This window comes from Leptolyngbya sp. Cla-17, assembly GCF_016807185.1.
Classification (GTDB): Bacteria; Cyanobacteriota; Cyanobacteriia; order Leptolyngbyales; family Leptolyngbyaceae; genus ULC077BIN1.
Genome location: NZ_JAEVYN010000001.1, coordinates 1,808,566 through 1,832,041, shown reverse-complemented (window position 1 = coordinate 1,832,041; position 23,476 = coordinate 1,808,566). Strand labels below are relative to the sequence as shown.

Annotated in this window: 20 protein-coding genes; 10 read left to right on the top strand and 10 right to left on the bottom strand. The window is 47.2% G+C overall.

Annotated elements, in window-relative coordinates:
- Positions 1–56: 56 nt before the first annotated feature.
- The 4 genes from JOY44_RS08250 to JOY44_RS08235 form a co-directional block, all read right to left on the bottom strand.
- Positions 57–2,255 (bottom strand): ComEC/Rec2 family competence protein, encoded by a 2,199-nt coding sequence (locus tag JOY44_RS08250; protein WP_171573128.1) that lies wholly within the window; start codon positions 2,253–2,255, stop codon positions 57–59.
- 114 nt (positions 2,256–2,369) lie between these two features.
- On the bottom strand, positions 2,370–3,707 hold the full coding sequence (locus tag JOY44_RS08245) for a response regulator (RefSeq protein WP_171573127.1): 1,338 nt from the start codon (positions 3,705–3,707) through the stop codon (positions 2,370–2,372).
- Positions 3,700–6,483 (bottom strand): hybrid sensor histidine kinase/response regulator, encoded by a 2,784-nt coding sequence (locus tag JOY44_RS08240; RefSeq protein ID WP_171573126.1) that lies wholly within the window; start codon positions 6,481–6,483, stop codon positions 3,700–3,702. Before JOY44_RS08240 ends, JOY44_RS08245 begins: the two co-directional genes overlap by 8 nt.
- 292 nt (positions 6,484–6,775) lie before the next feature.
- Entirely contained in the window at positions 6,776–7,264 is a 489-nt protein-coding gene (locus JOY44_RS08235; RefSeq protein ID WP_171573125.1) for a DUF4079 domain-containing protein, read from the bottom strand.
- A gap of 170 nt (positions 7,265–7,434) precedes the next feature.
- Here JOY44_RS08235 and JOY44_RS08230 point away from each other — a divergent pair, with 170 nt between their 5' ends.
- The 3 genes from JOY44_RS08230 (at position 7,435) to arfB (ending at position 9,356) form a co-directional block, all read left to right on the top strand.
- On the top strand, positions 7,435–7,896 hold the full coding sequence (locus JOY44_RS08230) for a phosphate-starvation-inducible PsiE family protein (protein WP_171573788.1): 462 nt from the start codon (positions 7,435–7,437) through the stop codon (positions 7,894–7,896).
- 101 nt (positions 7,897–7,997) lie between these two features.
- On the top strand, positions 7,998–8,867 hold the full coding sequence (locus JOY44_RS08225; protein ID WP_171573124.1) for an aldo/keto reductase: 870 nt from the start codon (positions 7,998–8,000) through the stop codon (positions 8,865–8,867).
- A 63-nt stretch (positions 8,868–8,930) separates the two neighbouring features.
- A complete protein-coding gene (gene arfB / locus JOY44_RS08220; RefSeq protein ID WP_171573123.1) occupies positions 8,931–9,356 on the top strand; it encodes an alternative ribosome rescue aminoacyl-tRNA hydrolase ArfB in 426 nt (141 codons plus the stop codon).
- A gap of 29 nt (positions 9,357–9,385) precedes the next feature.
- Here the strand turns inward: arfB and JOY44_RS08215 are convergent, their stop codons facing one another.
- Both JOY44_RS08215 and JOY44_RS08210 read right to left on the bottom strand, forming a co-directional pair.
- Positions 9,386–10,396, bottom strand: coding sequence for a patatin-like phospholipase family protein (locus JOY44_RS08215; RefSeq protein WP_171573122.1), 1,011 nt, complete (start codon positions 10,394–10,396; stop codon positions 9,386–9,388).
- 174 nt (positions 10,397–10,570) lie between these two features.
- Positions 10,571–11,437: a rhodanese-related sulfurtransferase gene (locus JOY44_RS08210; RefSeq protein ID WP_171573121.1), complete on the bottom strand. Its 867-nt coding sequence runs from the start codon at positions 11,435–11,437 to the stop codon at positions 10,571–10,573.
- Between the two features lie 50 nt (positions 11,438–11,487).
- On the opposite strand from JOY44_RS08210, the gene JOY44_RS08205 reads away from it, so the two are divergent.
- Entirely contained in the window at positions 11,488–11,922 is a 435-nt protein-coding gene (locus tag JOY44_RS08205; protein ID WP_197985064.1) for a hypothetical protein, read from the top strand.
- Here the strand turns inward: JOY44_RS08205 and JOY44_RS08200 are convergent.
- Together JOY44_RS08200 and acsF are read right to left on the bottom strand one after the other, a co-directional pair.
- On the bottom strand, positions 11,919–12,839 hold the full coding sequence (locus tag JOY44_RS08200) for a hypothetical protein (protein WP_171573120.1): 921 nt from the start codon (positions 12,837–12,839) through the stop codon (positions 11,919–11,921). The genes JOY44_RS08205 and JOY44_RS08200 overlap by 4 nt on opposite strands.
- Before the next feature lie 121 nt (positions 12,840–12,960).
- Positions 12,961–14,037 carry a magnesium-protoporphyrin IX monomethyl ester (oxidative) cyclase gene (acsF, locus tag JOY44_RS08195; RefSeq protein WP_171573119.1) on the bottom strand — a complete coding sequence of 359 codons (1,077 nt, stop codon included), beginning with the start codon at positions 14,035–14,037 and terminating at the stop codon, positions 12,961–12,963.
- Positions 14,038–14,363: 326 nt separating this feature from the next.
- Between acsF and JOY44_RS08190 the strand changes: the two genes are divergently transcribed.
- Positions 14,364–14,858 (top strand): NINE protein, encoded by a 495-nt coding sequence (locus tag JOY44_RS08190; RefSeq protein WP_171573118.1) that lies wholly within the window; start codon positions 14,364–14,366, stop codon positions 14,856–14,858.
- A 2-nt stretch (positions 14,859–14,860) separates the two neighbouring features.
- Here the strand turns inward: JOY44_RS08190 and JOY44_RS08185 are convergent, their stop codons facing one another.
- Entirely contained in the window at positions 14,861–15,331 is a 471-nt protein-coding gene (locus JOY44_RS08185; protein WP_171573117.1) for a DUF2996 domain-containing protein, read from the bottom strand.
- A 98-nt stretch (positions 15,332–15,429) separates the two neighbouring features.
- On the opposite strand from JOY44_RS08185, the gene JOY44_RS31170 reads away from it, so the two are divergent.
- From JOY44_RS31170 to JOY44_RS08175, 3 genes are all read left to right on the top strand, one after another.
- Complete coding sequence (locus tag JOY44_RS31170; RefSeq protein WP_207211160.1) at positions 15,430–15,648, top strand: hypothetical protein; 219 nt, start codon at positions 15,430–15,432, stop codon at positions 15,646–15,648.
- Between the two features lie 110 nt (positions 15,649–15,758).
- Positions 15,759–18,227, top strand: a complete 2,469-nt coding sequence (locus tag JOY44_RS08180; protein WP_171573116.1) for a C2 family cysteine protease — start codon at positions 15,759–15,761, stop codon at positions 18,225–18,227.
- An 85-nt stretch (positions 18,228–18,312) separates the two neighbouring features.
- Positions 18,313–18,798, top strand: a complete 486-nt coding sequence (locus tag JOY44_RS08175) for a hypothetical protein (RefSeq protein WP_171573115.1) — start codon at positions 18,313–18,315, stop codon at positions 18,796–18,798.
- Between the two features lie 11 nt (positions 18,799–18,809).
- Here JOY44_RS08175 and JOY44_RS08170 read toward each other — a convergent pair whose 3' ends face one another.
- A complete protein-coding gene (locus JOY44_RS08170) occupies positions 18,810–19,487 on the bottom strand; it encodes an SOS response-associated peptidase (protein WP_171573114.1) in 678 nt (225 codons plus the stop codon).
- A 116-nt stretch (positions 19,488–19,603) separates the two neighbouring features.
- On the opposite strand from JOY44_RS08170, the gene JOY44_RS08165 reads away from it, so the two are divergent.
- Both JOY44_RS08165 and JOY44_RS08160 read left to right on the top strand, forming a co-directional pair.
- Positions 19,604–21,931 (top strand): Tex family protein, encoded by a 2,328-nt coding sequence (locus tag JOY44_RS08165; RefSeq protein WP_171573113.1) that lies wholly within the window; start codon positions 19,604–19,606, stop codon positions 21,929–21,931.
- Positions 21,932–22,149: 218 nt separating this feature from the next.
- Positions 22,150–23,475, top strand: a complete 1,326-nt coding sequence (locus JOY44_RS08160) for an ATP-binding protein (RefSeq protein WP_197985063.1) — start codon at positions 22,150–22,152, stop codon at positions 23,473–23,475.
- Position 23,476: the final 1 nt, after the last annotated feature.

Here is a 23,476-nt window from a genome sequence, read left to right as displayed (position 1 = left end):
AACCTGACACTCGTCTTAACCTGGCACTTAGCACTTGTGAGTGGCTTTGAGATCCGCTACAACCCAGATGCATTTGAGTCCAGGGCAATGTTGAAACCGCCGTCGGGTGTCCATTGAATGCCGCCATCTTGCTGGGTTTGATAGAGAGAAATGTTTTGCTGTTTGAGATAGGCGATGGTTTCGGGGTTCACGCCTTTGCCAGATGCGATCGCGGTTTTGGGACGTACTCTATCAACCAATACCGGACTGAGCGACGCGCTTGACCAGAGCAACACCTGAGCAGAGGGAATATTGGTTTTAAGCAAGGATTCCTGTTCGTTGGCATTCAAATTCCCGAGCCACAGCCAGGTTTGGTCGCCAAGCATAATCTGGGCGACTAAATCCGGCTCTGCTTGAAGGACTCTTACCTGGATTGCGCCCAACCGCACCCCTTGATTGAACGGCAATATTTTGGAGGGTGCATTACGACCTGGCGGCATTGAGGATGCCACCAGGGTTTTGATCGGGATTTTTTCTAGTAATGTTTGCCAGCCGTTCATAGAAGCATTGGCATGGAGCGCGATCGCCAGATGAATTTGATTGACACCCGCTTTTTGAAGAAACGGCAGCAGCGTAAATTGCACTGTCTTTTCGTCATTGCTATTGACCACCGCAACTCGTCCGCGATCACGAATTACTAGCACCGGATCGCGCTCAGCTGCCAACACCGTCACCTGCATTAAATTGGCACCCATTCCAATCGGAATCAGGGTTACAACAAGTCCCAACGCCAGCGCTATCCACCAGCGTCGCTGCCAAAAAGGATGCACTGTTGCCAAGCCCAGCAGGGCATATAGCCCAATCACCGCCAGTACCGAAATCGTACCCACTGCGAACCCATTGCCTGGAAGCTGAGCAAACCCATCAACGATCGCAATCAAACCTTGGGTGGGATATTTCAGCAGCCATGCCAGCGCACTTCCGGCAGGTGACCAAATGAGTGATGCCAGAGCACTGAGCATTCCGCCCAAGCTAATCAGCGAAATGAAGGGGGATGTGAGAATGTTAACTGGAATGCTGTAGGGAGATAGGACCCCAAACGCCCCAAGCTGTAGCGGCAACGTCCACAAATAAGCAGCAATGGGAACGGCGATCAAAGGGGCGATCGCGCTAGGCACCCAGTCCAATTTTTTCGTCAATGGTGGCACCGTCACTAACAGCCCCATGGTGGCGAGAAAGCTAAGCTGAAAGCCCAAGTTCCAAATCCATTGTGGATTGATCACCAGCAACATCGTTGCAGTCATCAGCATCGAACCCAATGGTTTCACTTTGCGTCCCAGAACCAGCGCGATTAAACCGCCAAACCCCATGAACGCCGCCCGGAGAACCGCAGGCTGCAATCCTGCCAAACCAACAAAACTGGCAAGTGACATTGTGCCTGCCAAAAACTGCACTCGCTCAGAAAATCGACGGGTTAACGCCAGCACCACACCCAAAATCAGCGAGGTTTGAAATCCAGAAGCCGCTAACGCATGGGCGAGACCTACGCGCACAAAAGCATCCTTCACGTCATAGGGCAAATCCACCGCTTTGCTGCCCAACACCATTGAGCTAATCAATGCACCTTCAGGATTGCCAACCCAGGCAAGTTGCGATCGCGCAATCCGTTGCTGCACTTGCCACCAGCCCCAACCCGTCGAAGGCTTCAAAATACTGACCTGTTTGCCGCGCAATCCTGCAAAGCTACCCTCTTGCTGCAAATAATCCTTAAAGTCAAAGCCGCCAGGGTTTGTAGCGGCTTTGGGCAAGTAGAGCGCCCCATCTACACCGACGATTTGTCCCGGATGCAGGTCGGTTGCCTGATCAGGCGGCACTGTAACGTAAAGTCTGCCGCTGACGGGCTTGCCCTCGCCAATGGGAGCAATCCGTTTTGCCTCCAACCAAAACTGCGATTTTTGGCTGCGGGTGAGCCGGGGTAGGCTGCTAATTCGTCCTTCCACCAGCACGTTTGTTGATGAGTCGGGTGTTGCGAGTTGGCTGATGTCATTTGCAGCCGGATGAGGAATGCGGGCTTGAAAATAGAACGTTGCGCTGAGGGCGATCGCCCCTGCCACCAGCCACACTTGAAACTTGGGTGCCCCTCGCCACACTCGACGAATCGTCAACCCAATGCCAATTGCCCCGATTAACAGCACCCATCCACCCCAAGGTAAGGCTGTAGCCAACAGCCCTAAAATGTATGCCAAACACCCAGCAATCGCTTGAACAGAACCCATGAATGCACCCTAAGCAAAACAGAAAACCTCAGCTAACACTTAAGGTTTTCGTTAGAGTGCCCATCTACACAGTTAAATTGAGAACTATTTTTATTCTGTCACTGCAACGATTTATTATGCTGCGATAAGGCAGCTTGTTGCCTGAAGGTCTTTTACAGCCGTCGCCTGCATCGGAATTGAAATCACAAATTCTGTACCTTGACCTAATGTTGAGTTCACTTCTAATGTTCCAGAGTGCTTCTCAACGACGATTTGATGAGCGATCGCCAATCCTAGCCCTGTCCCCTGACCCACGCCTTTGGTGGTAAACAGATGTTCAAAGATTTTTTGTTTCACTGCATCAGTCATGCCACTCCCATTATCTTGAATGCGGATCACAAACTGGTGCTGATCTTCAGATAGTTCTGTCTTAATAATAATTTGGTTGGGATTCGCTTGAATTTCTGCAAAGCTGCGTCCTTGATTGGAGTCTTCTAGCGCATCGATCGCATTTGCCAAAATGTTCATAAAGACCTGATTCAACTGTCCAGAAAAGCATTCTAATCGTGGCAGATCGCCATAGTCTGTAATGACTTTAATCTCCCGGCGAGCTTCATTGGCTCTGAGGCGATGCTTGAGAATCATAATTGTGCTATCAATACCGTCATGAATATTGCAAAGAATCGGGCGATCGCAATCAGACCGCGAGAAGGTTCTTAAACTGGTGCTAATGGTGCGAATGCGATCTACGCCTTCTTGCATCGAACCGATCAAGTTGGGTAAATCCTCTTGCAAGTATTCTAAATCCATGGCTTTCACGAGTGCCTGTAGTGTGGCACTCGGTTGAGAAAGTTCTTTTCGGTAGAGATCAATCAGCCGAAAGAGGTCTTCAATCTCGTCCTGAGCGGGTTTCAAATTACCCGCAATAAAGCCAAGCGGGTTATTAATTTCGTGCGCGACACCCGCCACTAAGTTGCCCAAAGTAGACATTTTTTCGCTGTGGACTAACTGAAGCTGAGACTGTTGTAGTTGTCTCAGTGTTGCTTCTAAATTAGCCGTTTGCTCTGCTACACGCTGTTCTAAATTTTTAGTTAATTGCCGCAACTGCAAATGAGTTTTTACCCGTCGTAGCATCTCCTTTTCTTGAAAGGGTTTGGTGATGTAATCCACAGCGCCCAGAACAAATCCTTTTTCCTTACTATCGGCATCAGAGAGTGCGGTCATAAAGATGATCGGAATGCTGGCTGTTGTTGAATCTGCCTTTAGACGTTGGCAGGTTTCAAAGCCGTCCATTCCTGGCATTTGCACATCCAACAAGATCAGGTCGGGAGGATAAGCTTGGACTCGCTTCAGAGCGCGATCGCCGTTAATCGCCGTTGCAACTTCATACCCTGCATCGCCTAAGGTTTCACAAACCACTTCTAAGTTTGCAGGAGTATCATCGACCACCAGAATTAATTCAGGATTAGACATCGGCTTCCTCCGTCAAATGTTGTTTCAGTAAGTCCTCGATCTCTTCAGCTCTAAATTGCTTGGCAAGCTGAAGAATTTCTGAGGCAAAATCAGCGTAGCGAGGATTGGAGTGAACCATCTGCTCTAGGTGTTCTCGTAGCCGTTTTAAGTTGCCTTTCTGTGCCAAGTCTAGTAGTGCCTTTAACTCTGCCCTAGTGGGAATCATAGTCTCTTCTGAGTTCTGCGATGCAGTCGTTGGAGATGACTGAGCGTCTCTTTCAGCGATCATTTCATAGGTCCACTCCAGGTTTAAGTGAGTGGCTAAGAGTTTAAATAATTCACTGACTTCGACTGGCTTTGCTAAGAAATCATCTCCCCCGACATCTAAACTCATCTGTTGGTCAGCTTGGGCGACTGAGGCAGAAGAAACAATGATCTTCTGGTGTTGCAAATCGTCGGCACCCCGAACCTGCTTGAGCAGTTCAAAGCCGTTCATGACTGGCATCGCTAAGTCTGTAATCACCAAGTCAGGTTGAGACTGGCGGATTTTTTCCAATCCTATTTGACCATTTTCAGCCTCAGTCAGTTGGAATCCGAGTGGCTCTAACAAGTTGACGAGAACGGCTCGGTTTTCCCATCGATCGTCCACCACCAGAATGCTGCGTCGTTGTCCTTCATAACCAATAATTTGTTTGCCAGTGGTAAGGGAATTTTGCTGTGCCCAATCCGTGGCGATCGCCAGTTCCACCTCAAACCAAAAATCGCTGCCAACTCCAGGTTGGCTCTTAACTTGGATTTGTCCATTCATCAGTTGAACAATTCTTTGGCTGATCGCTAAGCCTAAACCTGTACCTTCGGCTTGACGCTGGCGATCGCCTACTTGTTCAAAAGCCTGAAATATTTTATCCACCTGGTCGGGCGCAATGCCAACGCCCGTGTCTTCAACTCGAAATTTGATCCAGCGAGTGGATGGATCGGCATGATGCTCCATCTCGGCATTTTCCATCACGGTCACCTTGAGCGCGACAGACCCTGTATCAGTGAATTTAATCGCATTACCCAGCAAGTTGAGTAAGACCTGACGCAGCCGTTTTTCATCGGCAAAAAGCCCTTCCGGCAACTGCGGATCAGGGTCATAAAGGAAGTTAATCCCTTTTTGATCGGCACGAATGCGGCAGATTTCGGCAACCCCTTGAAGGAATGAGGGGAAGTGAATTGCTTTTGGTGCGAGGTCTAATTTACGGGCTTCAATTTTCGACAAGTCCAAGACATCGTTAATGAGCGTCAGCAAATGAGAACTGCACTGGTGAATGATTTCTACCCCATGACGCTCTTTCATAGGCAACACTTTGGAGCGGTTGAGGATTTGAGCGTAGCCCAGAATGCCGTTGAGGGGCGTGCGGAGTTCATGGCTCATGTTGGCAAGAAATTCACTCTTGGCTTGGTTGGCACCATCAGCTATCAGTTTTGCTGCTTTCAATTCTGCGGTGCGTTCCTCAACGCGGGTTTCCAGTTCGATGAAAGAGCCTTTCAGCTGACCCGCCATTTGGTTGAAGGAGTCTGCCAGCGATTCTAATTCATGGATACCTTGCACCTGAACCGTTTGATCCAACTGTCCGGAGCTAATTGCCTGACTCGCTTTCTGTAGCTGCAAAATCGGTTTGGTAATCCAGCGCGAAGTCAAAAGACCCAGTGCGGTCGTTACCGCCAGAGCACCCAAACACAGCAAGATTGTGGTGCGAGTATTGGCATTGATTTGCGCCATGAAATCTGATTCGGGCACGACAACGACGCTGAGCCAATCGATGCCGCGTTCGTCTCGAATAGCGGAAACCTGCACGAACTGTCGCTGGTTTGCCAGCATAAAATCAATCTGTTGATTTTGAGCGATCGCGTTGAAGTTGCCAAATCGATCGAGAATAGCTTGCGCTGTCGCCCGAATCACAGCACTTTCCGACTTGACGGCAGGAATTTGTTGCAACTCCTCATTTTTAAGATCCAGAATGTAAGGCTGTTTGATCGTTGAACTGGCAATTAGATTGCCCAACTGGTCGACGATAAACGTTTGACCTGTTTGACCCACCTTCAATCCGCTCAGAAAATCATGAATCTTGTCTAGCCGAAAGGTGCTTTTTTGCACCCCTAATAACGTTCCATCACTCTTGTAAATCGGCTGAGACAGCGCCATCGTAGCCGATTGATACGAACTGCTGACGTAGGGCTTATCTGTCCAGGCTGGTTTTCCAGATTCCTGGACAACTTGATACCAGGGTCGAGTCCGGGGGTCAAACTTTGCCTGAGTTTTAAGCAGTGCGATCCGTTGACCTTGCTTATCAAGTTTGTAGAATCGGCGTTGAGGGAGACGTGCTTTGTCACTGAGACGGGAAACAATGCCGTCATTCAGTGTTGTATCTAGGGCAATATTTGTGCCGTCAAATAAACCAATTTGCACATCTTCGAGCGTGTTTTGGCTCACTAACCGCCACAACGTTCGTTCCAGTTTGGTGAAATCTGATAGATCAAGTTGACCCTCTTCAGCCGCAGCTACGATTACTTGTCCGGCAATATAAGGTTTTTCCAAATAGTTCAGAACTTGCAGGTTGAGGCGATCGCCCATCTCGTGACGTAACTGACTGGCAACATCATTGACTGCCTTCTGTCCATTCTTTAGGGAAATATATCCGGTCAGTCCAACGGCAGCGAAAATTTGTAGAACAAACGGGATAATCAGGAGTGAGCGTAGGGAAAGCTTACGCTTGGGTTTATCTGGAGTGATCGATGTGGCTGGAAGAGTCATGGCGGTAGCTTCCGGTATGAAAAGGAAAAGATTCCTTTATCAAATTGTTCCGCTTAGCATGCCCATCTATTTCAGAGAGTATCAGCGATAGTAGCGAATGTAACAAATTCATTACATTCGTTGCGAGTGGTTTAAGTATGCTCACATCAATTGGTCTGGATTACGTAAGAGAAATGAGATTCTTAAAACGATTTTTTAGACACCTTCGAGAAGCATTCAAGAACGAAAACTTTCTCAAACATTTAGAGCAAGTCAACACTTGATGTTCTCGTTGAAGTGCCCATCTAAAAAGTTAAATTGAGAGTCCGAGCTTCAAGCCAAACGCAGCATGAATAACCAGCAGCAGCATAATCAATGTGCCGATATAGGCATGAGTCATTCGCAGAACAGGCTTGCCACCGCCGAAACCAGATAGGGAAATCAGCCCATTGCTCCACAGCAATAATACCGCTGCGGAGCCTGTCCAAAAATGGGGGCTTTCCATAATCGGTTCTCCCTGCATCACGAGCGATAAAATACCGCCCGTATAACCCAAAGTAATGAACAAGGTCATCAGCGGAGCTAATTTACGATGATCAGCGCGATTTTTCAGGGCAATGTCTTTGTCGTCAGCCAGTCGTCCACGCCAGCCAGCGTAGGCAACGTAGCTACCCAAAACCACTACTACAATGCCCATCATGACAGGATGCCCCCATTGGACAATCGGTTTAGGCACACCCAAACTGCCAAACCAATCGGCGATCGGCTGGAGTAGGTCAGTTAAATTTTCATCCAGTGTCATAGTTTTGCAGAGTCAACTTGCAGGAGGATCGGAATTTAAATATTACGCTTAAACGCGCTGACAATCTCTGGTGTGAAGGATAGTTGAACACCAACTGTTATCATCACAACAATTAATTGCATCCAGACGATGAATTTAGTATTCTCGCTTCATGTGCTCATAGAAATGTCATGCGATTTTTGCAACGATTCACAAAACGATTAATAGAGGAATTTCAAAACGAGGCATTTTTAAAGTCCATTAGTAAATTTGAGGGAATCGTCGCTAAAATTTTGTCAGTTGCAATGGTTGTAGTTGTGATCGTGGCAATTTTTGACCTGATGCTTTTCCTAACTACTGATTTGTTCTCAACAGCACCCTACGGTCGTTTTAGCACCACAATAACCAAGGTCTTTGGATTGTTTTTAAACGTCTTAATTGCCTTAGAAATTCTTGAAAACATTACGGCTTATTTAAAAAGCCATACGATTCAATCAGAACTAGTGATCGTAACTTCCTTGATTGCAGTATCTCGTAAAATCATCATTTTGGATTTAGATAAAACAGCAGGTATTGATCTGATTGCTTTGGCGACTGCAATTTTAGCTTTGGCAATTAGCTATGGGATTCTCCGTCACGTCAACCGTAAGTGAAAGATCCAAATATTACGGTCAGCATAACCGCAGGATAGATTGAGCGATCGCGTTAGCTGGATTATGCTGTGATTGCTTGGATATTCACCTTTGAAGAAACGATGAAAACTAAACAGTTGGGCACGACCTCTGTCTCAATTAGCGCCATTGGTTTAGGCGGGATGCCGCTTTCCTTAAGCGGTAGACCGAGTGAATCAGACGCGATCGCGGTAGTTCATCGCGCCCTAGATTTGGGTGTCACATTGTTGGATACGGCCGACTCTTACTGTCAAGATGAAACCGACAAGCACCACAACGAGCGCCTTTTTGCCAAAGCATTGCAGCAATATCAAGCAGATACTAGCCAGGTGATTATCGCCACAAAAGGTGGATTGATGCGTCCTAATGGCTCTTGGACTAGAAACGGCAATCCAGAGCACTTGCGGAAAACGATTCGCGAAAGTTTTGAGGCTTTAGGAGGCAAGCAGGCGATCGCACTGTGGCAATATCATGCCCCCGATCCAGAATTTGCAATTTCGGCATCCCTTGAACCCGTGCGAGAAGCTGTTGACGCAGGGCTGATCCAATATGTGGGCGTATCCAACTTTTCGGTAGAACAAATTCGACAGGCGAGAGAAGTGGTTGAAATCGTTTCAGTGCAAAACCAATACAATCCTTGGTATCGTGAACCAGAACGGGATGGCGTGTTGGCGTACTGTGAGCAAGAAAATATCATTTTTTTGCCTTGGAGTCCTTTGGGAGGCAGTCGCCGCGTCAAAAACTTACCGGAAATTAAACCGATCGCCCAGCTTGCCCAAGAGAAAGGCGTATCGGTTTACAGCCTGATATTGGCATGGTTAGCAGCCAAATCGCCTTGCGTGGTGCCAATTCCAGGTGCCAGCAAAGTTGAAAGCATCGAAGACTCGGTAAAAGCGGCTGAGGTTGCTCTATCGGCGATCGAAATTGAGCGGATTGACCAAGCGACAGTGTAAGTTTTTAGATGAATGCGATCGCCCTGAACCCAACTCTATAGTCACGTCGTCAACCGATCAGCAATGCTACCAATCTCCAACACCGTTACAATTCCTGCCAACGAAATCGAAATCAGCGCTATTCGTTCTCAGGGGGCAGGCGGGCAAAATGTGAATAAGGTGGCAACGGCAATCCACTTGCGTTTTGATATCCCTGCATCTTCCCTGCCCGATCGCTACAAAGAGCGACTGTTGCAGCTAAACGATCAGCGCATTACTAAAGATGGCGTTGTTGTGATCAAGGCTCAGGAGCATCGCAGTCAAGAACAAAACCGCGAAGAAGCGCTAAAAAGACTACGAGACTTAATTAAAAGTGCAGTAGTAGTGCCCAAAAAGCGCAAGCTCAGCAAGCCAACCCGTAGCTCTCAGCAAAAGCGTCTCGATCGCAAAACAAAGCGAGGAGACACTAAAGCTTCTAGAGGAAACCTCACGGGCAAAGATATTTTGTGAAGACCTTTTCATTCTCTGTATATCCGCCCTTAAGTCCACACTTCTTCTGTTCTAGATGGCGGGATTTGGGCGCGAAACTCCTGCTTATACTTCTCAAAATCCCAGGTTTCTAAAAATTTCTGTGCAGATGCTTGTCCTGCTTCGTAGAGCGCTGTTTTTTCCGATGGCGTGAGTTGAAACTGGGTAGTTTGAATCCCCATTGTTGGAATGGGTATGGTGCGGACAAAGCTTTCTGTACTGATATAACGAGCGTCATGAGCTTCCATCATGGTGGAAAACATCGCTTTTAACATTGAAATGGGACCCTTAATCACATGGGGTTTATCTTGATCGGGATCGACCAATCGAACCCCAAAGGTTGGCCAGTCTGGGTTTGCGGCTCCACTGTCAAACAGCCACACTGGGTAATTGCTCAACACGCCACCATCCACAATGTAGTTCGTAGCACCAACCTTATCTTTTAATTGCACAGGTTCAAAAAAGAAGGGCAAGCTCATACTCATTCGCACGGCTACTGCCACTTCCAACTCATCAGGATTTACGCCGTAGTGTTGAATGTCTCTAGGCAGCACCAGCATTCTGCCCCGGGTCAAATCGCTGGCAATCACCTGCAACTTATAGCGATAGCGGGGATTATCTTTATTTTTCGCCATGACTAAATCGCCAAAGGTACGAACTCCTTTTTTGGCTAGCAATTCTCGCAACCAGTTTTCAAAAAAGTCACCTTCATAAATCCCTTTTTCGGTGATCAAGCTAAGCATTGAGCCAACCAGGGGAATTTCATCTTCCCAGCCCTTATCCATAAACTTAGTAAAGTCTTGAGAATCCAAGATTTCCTTGAGTTCTGCGGCGTTATAGCCTGCGGCAATTAGCGCTGTGACGATCGCCCCGGCTGAAGTGCCTGCCAAATTTTCGAGCATATAGCCTTCTGCTTCCAGCACCGAAAATGCGCCGACTAAGCCAATGCCTTTCACTCCGCCTCCCTCAAACACCGCATCAATTTTTTTAGGAGCGTCTAATTTTTTTGCAGTGTCTATCATCGTTTGGCACCTAAAACACAATATTGTTGGGCACTTCAGTAAAACACAAGAATTCTGAGAACAGCTACTTTTTGTAGGAAATCAGAATATTTTTCATAGGCTACCCTTTGTGGATTTTACCTGTTGTGATTGCTATCATTGGCGCTGGCGCTCGGCTTGGCGATTCGTGAAACGTTAGGGAAGCTTTTCACAGGACTTCCTAGGGGAATCGCGTTTTTCTGGCGTAATTGAGTCGGTGCAATGGGGGCAGCAAATACCATCTTCATAATCAGGCGAGGCTTTTTCGGCTTCAGAAAGGGGATAGCCACAACTGCGGCACATCTCATAGGTTCCCGGTTCTAGTCCGTGACGGATAGAAACGCGATCGTCAAATACAAAACATTCTCCTTGCCATAAGCTTTCGTCTTTTGGAACTTCTTCTAAATATTTCAGAATGCCGCCTTGGAGGTGATAAACCTCCTGAAAGCCTTGGCTGAGCAGGTATGCCGAGGCTTTTTCACAGCGAATGCCGCCCGTACAAAACATTGCAACTTTTTTGTGTTGTGTCGGATCAAGCTGCTGCACGTAATCTGGGAATTCCCGAAATGAAGTAGTTTGGGGATTGATCGCTCGTTGAAAAGTGCCAATATTGACTTCGTAATGATTGCGGGTGTCAATCACTGTCACCTCTGGATCGGTAATCAGCGCGTTCCATTCCTCCGGGATGACATAAGTACCCACCTGCACACCGGGATTCACCTCTGGCTTACCCAAAGTGACAATTTCGCGCTTCACTTTCACTTTCATTCGCTCAAAGGGCGACGTTTCAGTCATGGATTCTTTATGATTCAAGTCCGCCAATCGCGGATCGGATTTGAGCCATGCCAACACTGTATTGATCGCCTGCCGAGAACCGGCGATCGTGCCATTGATTCCCTCCTCTGCCAGCAAAATTGTGCCTTTAATCCCTTGCGTCTGACAGTACTCCAGCAGTACTGGTCGCAGTTCTACACAGTCTAGCAGCGGCACAAATTTGTAAAATGCTGCAACAACCCAGCTCATAGGCTTTTTATCCAAAAATCCATCTTCTAAGATAAGACCTTCCCGATAGAATGAACCAGTACCCGATCGCTGCCATGACTGTGCTTCCCGAACCCTTTAGTTCCACCCATGCTTTTCAACCATCTCAGATTGTTTGTTTGGAGCATGGCTATAGCCGTTTGTATGCCGAAGTGGTGCAAGTTGCGGAGCCGCGTCAGGTGTGTTGGGTACGTCCTTTAGCATTAGCTGTTGGAGACCCGACGATCTCAGTGGACAATCAGTTGGCTGACCTGCATGATTTGCGACAAGGATCAGATTTATTGTTGCCGATCGCTTTGTTTAGATTGGCGATCGATACGGAAGTTATCCCTGTGTTGACACATCTGTATGCAGAAAACAGCACGGTCACCAGCAAAACAGGACAAACTAAACATCAACACTTAAGCCAGTTTGTCCGGCAGGTTTGTTTGGCTCATCGATCGCTATTCGCTGCCCCCTCACCCTAGAACATATACTCTAATGACACTCCAAACCGAGTATCTTTCTGGTAGCGCGAGTTTTGCCTCTCTATATCCGTTGAAAGCCGCACATGCTTAGTCAACGCATAGCCGAACGATAGTGTAAGTACTCCTACTTCATCATATTGACCCGGATCAACCCAGGTCAACATGAAAGATAAATCTGCTGCGCCCGTTCGTGACGGTACTGCCTGCACCCGAAACCCGACATTTAACCCATCAGTAATGTATTGCGGTGCTTCTAAGTAACGATATCCCAGCACTGGAGCAATATTCACGTAGCCGCCCAACGGCAGCAGGTAATAGCGCAGATCGGCTCCGCCAGCTTTACGACTTCCGTTGAAAGAAGCAATATAGTTGCCGCTGAGAGTCAATTTTGTTTTGCCAAGAAAAATATCCTCTACGCCAACATTCCAGCCAACTGCATCGTTGGTGCTGGGAAAATAGGACAGCCCTAAACGAACACGAGTACGGAAACTAGGATCGCGTTTAATGTCTTCCAGCACATTGGGCATTTGTTTTTCCCATTTATCCAGCACGGGGCTAGCATCAGCGGGTCTTGGAGGTACGGTACCGTCGGTTGCAGGCTGTGTTTGGGCGAGATCGCTGGCAGTGTGAGACACTTGCAGGGTCGACGTAGGCAGCTCGTCTTCTGCTTTAACCTCAGGGCTGAGAGTGATTGGAGGATCAAGCGGATTGTTTAAGTCCTTCAATTCATTCTCTAGCGGCTGGCTTAAAGCTTTTTCTGATGGATTTTGCAGGTCTTCTTTTAACAAGAGCAAGCGGCTAAAAGCAGAATTTGCCTGCGCGGTTCCAGATAAGCTAAATATGCCAACAGCCAGACCGACGGAAGACGAGATCAACATTAACGAGAATTGGGGCGATCGCCTTCTCTGACTATTCATACGAAAATCCTCACACCTTAAACGCGCACACTTTCAACACAATGCCACATAAACAAAACTCTGCACCTGAAAAAATTACAGATGCAGAGTTTTTAATCTATTAACCCGAGAACACTACTTCCTAACGCACCACACCGTGAGTATGGGCAACATCAATGGGTTTCATAAAATACAGTTTCAGGAACTGCCAGCCGTTTGCCAAGTAGTAAGGCAGTTTTTGAACCAGTTGGAGAGGCTTCGGCATATTGGAGCGGGCAATTTGGGTTAGCTTTTCGTTATTACCCACGCACACTTCTAGCCGCTGATAAAACTCTGGATTGGCAACGTCTAACATGACCGGAAAAACCCGTGCAGCCGTTTCATTGGTCTTTTCAATCACGCCCTTGTCATATTCTCGTGCATCTAGCCCCAGGGCTTCATAAAAGCCCGATCGCTGCACATCGTTGAGATACATTGTGCCAAATACAGACAGCAAGAAGAAACGGCACCATAACCGCGCTTTCCAATCGTTTAAAAACTGGGGTTGAGCGCGCATGATGGCATCAAAGAAGTCACCGTGACGATTCTCGTCTTGGCACCAGTTTTCAAAAAAGCGAAAAATTGGGTAAACGCGATTTTCTGGATGGGATTCTAGATGGCGATAAATCATGATGTAGCGCCAGTAGCCAATCTTTTCAGACAAATAAGTTGCATAAAAAATGAACTTAGGCTGAAAGAAGGTATAGCTCCGGCTCTTGGTCAAAAAGCCGAGATCCAGCTGAAGGTTGAAATCGGATAATGCCTTGTTCAAAAAGCCTGCGTGGCGGGCTTCATCCCGCGACATGAGATCAAAGCACTCTGCCAGAGTTGGGTTTTTGCCTTTTAGTTTGCGGCTGAGTTCTTTATAAAGTAAGAAGCCAGAAAACTCAGCGGTGCAGGAGCGCTCTAGAAATTCTACGAACACCTTTCGGGTTTCGCCGTCGATATGATCCCAGGATTGCTCAAACTCAGCATCACGAACAAAGTGGTGGCGATTATAATCTGCTCGAAACTCCTCTAGAATCGCCTGTAGCTCATCTTCGTTAACAGAAATATCCATTTCTGCCACTGCATCAAAATCAGTGGTGTAGAAGCGAGGCGTGAGGATAGTTTCTTTTGCCGGAACTTTGATGCCGGGACGCAACTCTTCAAAACTAGGCTTTTTAAGGGAATCTACCATGAGTCGTTTTCTCTAGGTTCTGAGCTACAGAATGGATATTTAATGGTTTGATGCAAGCGCTCCTTTCTAAGCTAGGAGAACCCATCAGTTATAGCTATTGTAGGGTAATGTCCCGCGATCGCTACATCCGTTAGTCTATCAATTCAATCTGTGACTAATACCTGAACAATATTAAGACTTACAACACAAAGCCAAGTTTGATAACCGCTTTAATTAATTCAAAGCTCGACGTAATAAATTCTTGCTGACTTTTCTGTCCATCTCAAATCAAAATCCTTATCATAGGAAAAAGCCTTCCGCTCGCCCTTTTACTGTGCAACGGGTTTATGAATAATGTTGCGACTTCCTATGTCCTATGGTTGGGTTGCCTGCTTCAATTGCACGGACTTCAACGTTTATATAATGGCAAAACCTTCACCGGGTTACTGTGGCTATTTACCTTTGGGTTGATGGGCTTTGGTCAGTTATTTGATCTCGTGCTAATTCCTGGCATGGTTGACGAACACAACGTCAAGCTTCGAGCTAGTCAAGGAGCGCTACCGGGGAGTTCTATTCATCAGCCTGCGATCGAACGAGTGATCACAAAACCAGAAATATCTGCGGCAATTCCTCAGCCGAAACATGACCAACTTGCCGTGAAATTAGTCAAAGCGGCTCAAGTCCGAGGTGGCACCCTTTCAGTCACTCAAGGTGTAATTGACACAGACGAAAGTTTTTCTGCCGTTGAAGCTTCTTTACAAAACCTGGTGAAGACAGGTTATGTAGATATTTACAACGACATGGCAACAGGTGTGGTGTTGTACCACTTTAGAGAGCTATAGCCTCAGTTTCGAACAAGCCACTTTTGAGCATCAAGGCGCTGCAAAGTCCAAAATACCAGCAGTCCCAAATCCGATTTTCGTTCATCAATCCGAAAAGATTCTAAGGTGCTGGCTTTGCCACCGCTTTCAGAGTAGGAAAATCCCTTCTTTCCATTGATGGTTTCATCAAAAAAGTAAAGGCTGAATTCGCGCGTTTGCTTGTAACCGCTACTCCAAACTCCAGCAACTTGCCAGCAGTCTGGCGATTGGCTAAAGCCAATAACATTAATCTTTTTCTTTTCAAGAGAAAGTTCTACTCCTTCAATAGCCTGTTTTTCAAGACCCGCCTTTAAAGCCGGGATGAAATCTCGCTGAATAAAGTCAGGAAACGGCTTATCTTCCACCGCGGGAGGTTTTTCCTTTTTGGCTTTTGCTTCAGGCTTTGCAGCAATGGGCTGCTCATCGACTGAATCTGGAGTCGTTTCTTCTGGCATAGGTTGGCTCAATCCTTCTTAAGGTCTGTAGAAATTATTAAGCATTGTTTGCTAGCACTGCTGAATATAAGGATAATTTCCGGCTATAGGAATATCTTGTGTCTGCTCTGGCAAAGATTAAGAGCAATTACAAGAAATTTTCCATACAACTTTTATCCTCATATTTAGCAATACCTGGTGCTTACTGCCTGATTTTACTGGAATTTAGAGTAGAGGAACTATCAAAAATTGCCACATCCTCTTTCGTCACTTTTAGTGTAAATGAGTATGAAGTAGACGAATATGCAGGTGGAAGGCAGTTTCAAGTTCTTGCTTGACTCCACTGCATAAAACTGAGGTAGGCAATCGTATGGATTAGTAGAGCGAAATGCACCAGTGAATTACAAGCTGGACAACGCTCTAACTATCCTTTAGCCCCCTTACCATCATGTTTCCAACCTCTCAAGATCAAGCTCAATCCAGTGTCTTTGGAACTTCTACCCTTGCTGCTCCGCTATCGGCCAATGCTTTATTACCTCAAAGCGCTGCATACGGACTGACCGATACTACTCAATCAGCTCGGATGGTTGGCTCCAGCGCTCCCACAGTTGCTGGTGTTAGCGATGCATTCACGCCCCTTGTCAACCCGATTATCAACTCAAATCTCATCATCCTAGATCCCATATACATCACTGATAACACCCTCGGTACTGCTAGAAATCTGGGTAGCCTCACCAGCACCACAACGCGCACTGGATCGGTCGGCAGCACCGACAGTATTGATTACTACCGCGTTAGTCTAGCTGGGGCTGGTTCTAGCCTTAACCTCACCCTCACAGGCATGAGCGCCGATACTGACCTTCAACTGATTCGTGACTATAACGGCAACGGTACTGTGGATTCTGGCGAGACGATCGCCTTTGGCAACCGGGGTAGTAGCAGCGATGAATCCATCAATCTGCACGGATTAGCCGCCGGTGACTACTTCGTTGGGGTAAAGCAGTATTCTGGCGACACCAACTACACCCTGCGTCTATCGCCTGACTTTAAGAGCAATCTACTTGCCACCGAAAACAACGTTGGTACGCTGATTGGCACTGAAACTTTTACCAATCCGAGCTATAGCGAAGGGGAAACCTTTGATCGCCGTAACGGCATCAGTGCTACTGACACCTCCGACTACTACCGCTTCAGTATCGGCAGCATCCGTAACGTTTCCCTGGGCTTGAGCGGACTGACTGCTGATTTAGACATGCGCTTAATCCGTGACTACAACAGCAACGGCATGATTGATTCTGGTGAAGAACTCGCTTCCTCAAACCACGGCTCTAACTGGAATGAAGCGATTAACAAAAACCTGGAAGCAGGCGACTACTTTGTGCAGGTGAACCGCTTTAGTGGTGCTTCTGACTACAGCTTGAAACTATCTGAAACGGCTGCTCAGGTGCGCTTCACTGTAAACCAGGTGATCGCGATCGACAATCCAGACTCAGGCTGGTTTGGCGATGATGCCGACTACTACGCCCGGATTACCGTCAATGGTGCAACCACCACTACTGGCGTGATCAGTAATGACAATAATATTTCGCCCAATTGGCAGTTTACCCAAAACGTCAACAGCCGCTACGTCAACATTGAAGTGCAACTGTGGGATAGCGATGGTGGTTTGGCAGGTGCCGACGACCAGATTGATATTGATACAGGCAGTAGTTTCCGCAACCTCAACGTCACTTATGACCTAATCACTAACCAGGTCACAGGTGATGTGAGCGGGTTGGGGGGACGTAGAATTTTGACCTCTGGCACAGGAGATAGCGATCGCGCCTCTATGTACTTCACGGTAGATAGTGGCGACTGGTACAACATGAACCTGCGTGATGCTGGCACGATTGATTTAACCCGCAGTTTTGCTGTCGATGGCACCCTCGATCGCAAAGACATGATTGAAATCCTGCGCGGCACCGAAGATAGCAGCGTTGTGGACTCCACCGAAGTCACCGACCTGAAGCGCGTCCTCAGCAGCCTCGGCTACATGATGCCCGAATACGTAAGAAATCTATCTGGCAAAGTAGTCAACGGTGATCCAGCCAACGACCGTTCTGGAATCGGCGACCTGTTTGCAGGTAGCACAGGCGGTCAAATGGAGCGACTGATTGGCAAATGGTTCTTGGGCAACGATCGCCCCACCATTGCGGCTGGCACCAGCTATCAATCCGTTAGCGGTCAACTGTTTCAGGGTGGCATCAGCGTTGCTGATATTAACCAGGGTGGAATGGGCGACTGTTGGCTGATGTCTAGCTTGGGCGCACTCGCGAATGATAGACAAGCCATCGTTCAAAATATGTTTGTGAGCAGTAACGATGATAACGGCGACGGTACCACCGATAGCTGGACGGTGCGCTTCTTCAAGCCCGATGGCAGTGCCGACTACCTCACCGTCGATCGCTTCCTGCCAGTCAATTCAGGTAACGGATCTGTTTATGCTGGCTGGAATGGTGGTTCTTTCGCTGAAAACAACAACGAACTGTGGGTAGCACTAGCAGAAAAAGCCTTTGCCCAAGTGAACCAATCCGGTTACATCGGACGTGGCAACGTCAATACGTATGCGGCTCTAGATGGCGGCTGGATGGCACCTACCTTGCAGACTCTTACAGGGGCAGCCTCTAGTAGTCAACAAGCAACCTCAATGACTTCCACCCAGTTGATTAATCTGGTTAACGGTGCAGTTCCTATCACCGCAGGGTTCGTCAGCGGCGGTGGTTTTGGAGTGGTGAATATGCATGCTTACACCATCACTTCTTACAATGCGGCAACTGGGCGCTTCCGCCTGAACAACCCTTGGGGCAACACCCACGCGGATGTCACCTTCAGTGAACTGAGAGCACTCAACGCTCGTGTCGAATGGAGCAATGTCTAAGAGTCTCTTACTTGATTAACCCCAAGGATAACTGGGAGCGGACTCCTGGTTATCCTTTCTTTTCACATTCGCTACCGAGGATACTATGTTCAAACTTTTCGTTTTACTCACTCTTTCTACTAGTGTGCTTGCCTGCAGTCGCCTGATTGCCAATGGTTCTCCCAGTCCTTTACCTACACCAGTGATGTTATCCACTTTTGTTTCCATCAAACGTGCCAGCTTGGTTGCTAGAGAGGAAACCCTACCTCCTCTAGGCACCAATGTAAAACCCGATCGCCCGATTCATTCAGCCGCTGTGTTCATCGAACTAGAAAATCTTCAAGAAGCCGATTCGATAGTCCGCATTCAAAAAATCGAGATTAAAAATAGCGAAAATGGACGAGTTGAGTTGCTCAATCAAAAACCTGAGGAAATTCTATTGCGATCTCTGCAAAGTTCAGTTCGAGACTTTCATTTGACTCAAGCAGGCACTTACTCAGGAGTCGGCAAAGTGAAAGCAGTTGTCACACTTCAGGTGAACAATAAAACTCAGGTTATCGAATCTGATGCAGTTGAGGTCCAGCGGTATTAGTCCGTCCTTTCCTATGCCGCTTTCATCGGTTCAATGCACTCCGGGCGATCGCTGCTTGCCCGGTTCACCACCTTACTCACTGGGTAGGATGCCATTTCATCAGCCGGATAAGGACGCAATAACCGCAATAGCTCAGATGTCTTGTCCAAAGTTGGGGCAAGCCACTGATCGTAGTCTTCAGGTTGCAGCATCACAGGCATCCGGTTATGAATTGGGCTTAATACCTCATTCGCCTCAGTTGTCAAAATGGTACAAGTCTCCAGAATTTCATTTTGGGGACTTTCCCAATGCTCCCACAGCCCCGCAAAGGCAAAGGGTTGATCATCTTGCAAGTGAAAGAAATGGGGTTGCTTGCCACTCTCTACGCGCTGCCACTCATAAAAGCCATCCGCCACAATTAGACAGCGTCGATAGCGAAACGCCGCCCGAAACGAAGGTTTCTCCGCCACCGTTTCAGCTCGTGCGTTGATCAACTTGGCTCCCAAACTGGAATCCTTTGCCCAAAAAGGAACTAGCCCCCACTGAAACACCCGGAACTGCCGCTGGACTGTTTCAGCAGGCTGAGTCACTGCTGCAATCAGTTGAGTTGGCGCGATGTTGTAGCGCGGCGGCGAGTCGGGTACAACCCCAAGCTCAAATTGTTTTGCGATCGCATTGTTAGGTTGCCGTTGAGTGAATCGTCCACACATAAAGGAAATAGAAAATAAGGAATGAGGATCTCAGTAACACTTGCCACCTGTTACCTGCCGCTCTCCTCTATCATAGAAAACACCCCGCCGAAGGGTAGTCTTTCTTGCGATAGGTCATGGTAAATATTTCTCAATTGTTGGCAACGGAGCTTTCTCTACAAGCGTTTCAGGTGGCAAATGCGCTGGAACTGCTGGCAGAAGGGGCAACGGTGCCGTTTATCGCTCGCTATCGTAAAGAGCGCACGGGAGAAATGACCGAAACTCAATTGCGAGATTTATTTGAGCGGTTTGCTTATGTGACGGAATTGGAGGAGCGCAAAGGGTCGATTTTGGAGGCGATCGCTCAGCAAGGCAAACTCACTGACGATCTGAAAGGCAAAATTGAAACTTGTTTGCAAAAGACGGAACTGGAGGATCTGTATTTGCCTTACCGTCCTAAACGTCGTACTAGAGCCGCGATCGCCAAGGAGAAAGGCTTGGAACCGTTGGCAGACTGGATTAAATCCCTCAATACTTCTGTGGCAAAACCGCAATCTTTAGAAGAGGAAGCTGCTCAGTATATTTCTGCTGAAAAGGGAGTTCAGGCGATCGCCGATGCCTTGAGCGGAGCCTCAGATATTTTGGCAGAAGAAGTGGCAGAAAAAGCAGCTCTGCGCGCCTACTTGCGTAACTTTTTGCTGACGAATGGGATGTTTACCTCGCGGATTAAGGGCGATCATGCCGAAGGCAGCACCAAGTTTGAGATGTACCGACAGTATCAAGTAGCGGTCAAATCCATTCCCTCGCACAACCTGCTAGCGCTGTATCGGGGTGAAACAGAAGGCATTTTGACTGTCGCACTAGATTTTGATGAACAGGCAGTACAAACCTATTTAGAATCTCAGGAAATTCATACGAAGCAACCGGAAATTCGCAGCTTTTATCAAACAATGCTGAAGGATACATTTAATCGTTTGATGAAAAATTCTTTGCTGTCTGAAGTGCGAAATGCAAAGAAACAAGAAGCAGATATTGAGTCGATCAAAACCTTTGAAGCAAATCTGCGAGAACTGTTGCTATCCTCTCCAGCAGGAATGAAACCTACCCTAGCGATCGATCCTGGATTTCGCACGGGATGCAAAGTTTCTGCACTCGACCAAACAGGTAAATTTTTGGAATATAAAACTATATTTCCTCATCAATCTGCTAATCAACGAAACCAGGCAGCACAAACGGTAAAGCAGTTGCTTGAGAAATACAAAATTGAGTTGATTGCGATCGGAAATGGCACTGCTGGTAGAGAAACCGATGACTTTGTGAAGGAGGTGCTGAAAACTCTAGATAAAACCCCAATCGCTGTCATGGTAAATGAAGCAGGAGCCTCGGTTTATTCCGCAAGTTCAGTCGCGATCGCGGAGTTTCCTGATCAGGATATCACCGTGCGTGGAGCTATTAGCATCGGTCGCCGTCTGCAAGATCCCCTAGCTGAACTCGTAAAAATCGATCCTAAATCGATTGGGGTAGGGCAATATCAACACGATGTTGATCAAAAGCTGCTGAAAAAGAAGCTGGACGACACCGTGGAAAGCTGCGTCAATTATGTCGGCGTAGATTTAAATACCGCATCCAAGGAACTGCTGACGTTTGTGTCGGGTCTTAGCCCCGCGATCGCCAACAATATTATCGCCCACCGCAATGAACATGGAGCCTTTCGCGATCGCCGTCACCTGCTCAAAGTCGCCAAACTTGGACCCAAAGCATTTGAACAAGCTGCTGGCTTTTTGCGAATTCGAGATGGCAAAAATCCTTTAGATAATACTGCCGTTCACCCCGAAAGCTACAGCCTCGTAGAAGCGATCGCGGTTGACCTCAATTTACCTCTGACTCAAATTCACCAGTTTGCCGAAAAAATCAAAACTGTCAATCTGAAAAAATACATTACCGATACCGTTGGTGAACCTACCCTACGCGACATTCTGGCAGAATTGGAAAAACCTGGCAGAGATCCCCGCGCTGAGTTTAAATACGCCACTTTTATGGACGGTGTAAAAGAAATCAGCGACCTGAAAGTGGGGCTGGAACTAGAAGGTGTAATCACCAACGTGGCAAACTTTGGTGCTTTCGTGGATATTGGCGTGCATCAAGATGGACTGGTGCATGTTTCTCAACTGGCAGATCGGTTCATTAGCGATCCTACCCAGGTCGTGAAAGTAGGACAGGTCGTGCAGGTGCGAGTGTTAGAAGTGAACGAAAAACTAAAGCGGATCAGCCTTTCCATGAAATCGGAGCGATTAGGTGAAAATATCGCTGGTGCTCAACCGCAAGCCGCGACAAAAGAACGCGATCGCGCCCCAACTAAACCGCAACCGCAAACCAAACCGCAGCCACAACAGTCACTTAATCAATATTCAACATCACCCACCTTGGAAGATTTGCAAGCCAAATTTGGCAAGAAGCGCTCTTAAACAGAAGTCTATCGCCTTTGCAGTTCTCGTCCTGAATACCCTTCTAAGTGAAAATGTTCTCATCGTAATTTCTAAACCCCGGACTCCTAACCCCATTCTTTTTCAACCTCTGGCTTCAAAAGACTTAAGTCTTCTCAGGTAGTCACGTAATGATGCTTCCTTTGAAAGCAGGGAATACTATAAGCAGTATGTATCAGTGCCCGGCATTTTCTGCTGTTATGACAACTCTAAAAGGTGCGACGAACCCACATTTGCCTACTCCATTGGTCACTGCTGCCAGTGAACAAACCATCACAGTTTTGCTAGTGGACGATCAAGCGACTGTCAATGAAGCGATTCATTGCATGTTAGAAACTGAAGCAAACTTAACCTATCACTACTGCTCTCGTGCAGAAAAGGCGCTCCAAATCGCAACAGAAATTGCGCCAACGGTGATTTTACAAGACCTGATCTTACCTGACAGCGATGGGATGACGATGGTCAAGAAGTTTCGGGCAAATCCGGTGACATGCGATGTGCCCATCATCATGCTATCCACCAATGACAACCCCCAAACCAAAGCAGAAGCGTTTGCGATCGGTGTTAATGATTACTTAGTCAAACTGCCGAACCAAATTGAGCTAGTTGCCCGAATTCGCTACCACTCGCAGGCATATCTCAATCGACAGGCACATACCGCTGCATTACTTGCTCAAGCTCATGCCAAAGAACTTGAACAAACGCTGCAAGAACTTCGGCAAACTCAAGCCCAACTGATTCAAACAGAAAAGCTATCGAGCTTAGGGCAAATGCTGGCAGGAGTCGCCCATGAAATCAACAATCCGGTCAACTTCATCTTTGGCAATCTGACTTACATCGATACCTACGTTCAAGATTTGATGAAACTAGTGCAGCTTTATCAAGATAAGCATCCTGAGCCAGATAGCGCGATTCAAGCGCACCTTGAGGATATTGATTACGATTTTGTGATGGATGATTTGCTAAAAATGCTGCGGTCTACTCGCATGGGTGCTGAGCGTATCGTTCAGATTGTGCTGTCGCTGCGGAATTTCTCGCGCCAAGACCATCAGGAAATGAAGCCATCCAACATTCATGAAGGGATTGACAGCACTTTGTTAATCTTGAGTCATCGTCTTAAACTTGGGATTAATGTTGTTAAAGACTATGGAGATCTACCTCTAGTGGATTGTTATCCAGCACAACTTAATCAAGTGTTGATGAATATCATCAATAATGCGATCGATGCTTTGTTAGACCAACCTAATCAACAAAAGAAAGAAATTATTATTCATACAAGTAAGATTAATAAAAACCACATTAAAATTCAAATTAAAGACAATGGACCAGGTATCCCATTGGCCGTGCAAACTAAGCTTTTTGAACCATTTTTTACAACAAAACCAGTAGATAAAGGCACAGGTTTAGGACTTTCTATCTGTCAACAAATTATTGCAAATCATCAAGGAACGATTCAAGTTATCTCTAAGCCTGATGAGGGTGCTGAGTTTACAATCCAGCTAGCTGTGCAGAGTACTGTTGCTTAAC